The sequence below is a fragment of the Zunongwangia sp. L-65 genome, assembly GCF_056859415.1.
The window spans coordinates 1-2,782 of the sequence record NZ_JBSXOK010000004.1; the positions used below are offsets into that span (position 1 = coordinate 1).

Here is a 2,782-nt window from a genome sequence, read left to right on the forward strand (position 1 = left end):
GGCATGCGCAGCAAATCCTATGTAGCAGAAGAACGTGACAAACAAATAGCCGTTGAAACATTAGAGCGGATTATTAAAAAAATCAAAGAATATTAAAACCACTATACCATGAAAAAGCTATTTCTTATATTCATGATCATCCCTGTTATTGGATGCCAAACAAATCAAAAACCTGATAAGGAGACCGTCTTAAAAATGATCAATGATGATCTGAACTATCCACGTACTATTGATTATGAAATCTTTTGTAGCGATCCTGCTCATGCTAATAAGTTGCTGGATTTAAAACTTGATGAGAAAAGAATGGTTACTATTCAGAAAACACAAAAATTAAAAGATATCGGTTCACCACTAATCTCTTTTACCGAAGCAGCCCAGCGGTACCTGATCAAACCTACAGAAAAGGAAAGGAAGCTGGACATTCAAAAAGTAAAGATTGCAGAAGAAACCATAAGTGATATCAAACTCGGAAATAGTTCTGAATCCAATGGAAAAACAACTATCCCGGTGACTTATACCGTAACCTGTACCAATATCACTCCATTTTCGGCCTTGATGAAACGTGATTTTTCCAAACCAATAAACCGCTCCGCTGCACTTCTTTTCACAGATGGTAAATGGAAATTGATAAAGCCATAAAATCATCCCTCCATATCATAGTTACAAAAGAGAACTTTTTAAGAATGTTCTCTTTTTTTTTGAATAATCTCTTCCCGAAAGACATCTATTTCGCTAAGGTTCCAATGGTTACAAAAAGGTTCCAACAAAAAGTTGGACTTGTAGCAGCTTGCATTCGTGCGTTTCTTTGTTATCGAAATTAATAGAAAAACCCCGTCACAAGATTGATGGGCTTAATAGTAACGATAAAAAACAGCTTATGTTTACCCAGATTTCATGGACAGACTACCTGTTGGCGGTCGCCATACTACTAGCTATTTATTATTTGTTTGTTGGGGTACGGTATTTTTCTAGTGACCTTAAAGCCCTGTTAGCAGGCAAACGAAAGCTTACCTTAAAGCCATCTGGTTTTCCGCAAAATGAACCTTTGCAAAATGAAGTTTCAAAAGATACTTCGGTAACTACCGATGAGGAGACCGATGACGAATTCGCAGAAGTAGAACACCTGATCGAAAAGATCCAAACGGTCATTACCGATGCGCTTGGTAAACAACTTGTCAAGGAAGAATTTAGGCAGTACCTACGCCTTGTCCTCAAAGAATTTCCCTCCGTAAAAACATCGGGGCTTCGCCCTTCAGTAAATGAACTGATTGTATCGGAATGCGAAAAACAAGGGATTGTGGCCTTCAATGAGGAAGAAGTGGATGCATTGTGGAGTGAAGAACGGCAATAATCCCGGCGGAACGTCTTTTCCTGCCCAACCCCGAGCCGAAGGGCAAAAGTGATTGAAAAAGATGGGTAAGTGACAGCGAAAGCGTTCCGCTTTTTTTAAAAAATTTAAGTGTAACCTAAATATGATGAATGATGAAAATGTGCAGCAAGAAAACAACAAAGTTTAACCGTAAAAAGGTGATCACCATTTGTGCCGTTATGGCATTACTGGCCATTCAATACAGTGCTTATGCTCAGGATGGTATTGAGGGAATTAACGAAGCAAATACCAAAGTACGCAGCTACTTTGCCGCAGGTACCAACCTGATGTATGCCGTGGGAGCGATCCTCGGCTTAATCGGGGCGGTCAAAGTGTATCAAAAATGGAACAATGGCGATCAGGATACCGGCAAAGTGGCTGCCGCCTGGTTTGGCAGTTGTATTTTCCTGGTGGTTGTGGCTACCGTGATCCAATCGTTCTTCGGTATCTAAAATTCCTGAAGTATGCAGACGCTATTAAAAGAAAAGTTGTGGGCGTTTATCGTCCACAACAATCCTGAATTGATGTTCAATTTGCAGGAAGACTATTCGGTAACCACGTATCTGGATTCAAAAGTAAAGGATATTATGCCTTTGGCGGAACAATTACTTTCCGAAAACCGACCTGGTTATGTTGTGGAGGAATTATGCCTGGAGCAGATGACTGAAGAACTTAAACCTTCCCGTTACCACTACCTCCTTTCCATACTTGAGGAAGAATTTACTGCCGACTACGAGCGGTTACGGGAAAGCGGAACGCTCACCTATGAAGTCGTCAACCTGATTGCTTACTGCAAGGACATTTTTGACGGTTACGGCTTTAATACAGAAAATGAAGACGACAGGCAATTGAGATATACTGTTATTGGTCAGATACACGAGTATCTCAATTAACTACTGAGAAGGAAAAAGCCGGTCATCAAGTAAAGATGACAGCTTTTCAGCCATAGAGGAATTATGCGAATGAAAATGTGTGGATATGGCTTACAATATTTCAGAAAAACTACAAGACAATATCAGGGCGATCCGGATCGCCCTGAGCTATCAAGACGGAAAGGAACTAAATTCTGATGAAGTCTCGAACCTGAAAAAATTCTCAGGTTTTGGAGGCATCAAGGCTATCCTACATCCTTATGGTACACAGGAAGAATGGTCAACCACTGGCGCTACCAAAGAAGACCTGAAACACCATGCAGGGATTATGGAGCTTCATGACCTGCTGAAAGAGAATTATAGTGAAACTCAATATAGGAATATCATTTCTTCTTTGCGCAATAGTGTGCTGACCGCCTTTTATACCCCGCAGGTAGTTCCCGAAACTTTATATACTGTTCTGGCAGCACAAAACCTGCAACCCAAACGATTGTACGAACCTTCAGCAGGTTCCGGCATTTTTATTAGTGAAGCTGTAAGG

At 40.7% G+C, this 2,782-nt stretch carries 5 protein-coding genes; all 5 read left to right on the plus strand.

Features of this window, described 5'->3' with window-relative positions; genetic code table 11:
* The first annotated feature begins 108 nt into the window (after nucleotides 1-108).
* On the plus strand, nucleotides 109-639 hold the full coding sequence (locus AC13DP_RS00050; protein WP_223091542.1) for a hypothetical protein: 531 nt from the start codon (nucleotides 109-111) through the stop codon (nucleotides 637-639).
* A gap of 166 nt (nucleotides 640-805) precedes the next feature.
* Nucleotides 806-1,351 (plus strand): hypothetical protein, encoded by a 546-nt coding sequence (locus tag AC13DP_RS00055; protein WP_339810787.1) that lies wholly within the window; start codon nucleotides 806-808, stop codon nucleotides 1,349-1,351.
* A gap of 128 nt (nucleotides 1,352-1,479) precedes the next feature.
* Nucleotides 1,480-1,821 (plus strand): DUF4134 domain-containing protein, encoded by a 342-nt coding sequence (locus AC13DP_RS00060; protein ID WP_223091540.1) that lies wholly within the window; start codon nucleotides 1,480-1,482, stop codon nucleotides 1,819-1,821.
* Nucleotides 1,822-1,833: 12 nt separating this feature from the next.
* Nucleotides 1,834-2,262: a hypothetical protein gene (locus tag AC13DP_RS00065; RefSeq protein WP_223091539.1), complete on the plus strand. Its 429-nt coding sequence runs from the start codon at nucleotides 1,834-1,836 to the stop codon at nucleotides 2,260-2,262.
* Nucleotides 2,263-2,347: 85 nt separating this feature from the next.
* The coding region (locus AC13DP_RS00070) for a hypothetical protein (protein ID WP_483067074.1) at nucleotides 2,348-2,782 on the plus strand (435 nt) is incomplete at its 3' end.

Bases quoted from the DNA above. Each gene is read 5' to 3' on its own strand.
- AC13DP_RS00050 (WP_223091542.1), top strand. From the start codon at position 109: ATGAAAAAGCTATTTCTTATATTCATGATCATCCCTGTTATTGGATGC.
- AC13DP_RS00060 (WP_223091540.1), top strand. From the start codon at position 1,480: ATGATGAAAATGTGCAGCAAGAAAACAACAAAGTTTAACCGTAAAAAG.
- AC13DP_RS00065 (WP_223091539.1), top strand. From the start codon at position 1,834: ATGCAGACGCTATTAAAAGAAAAGTTGTGGGCGTTTATCGTCCACAAC.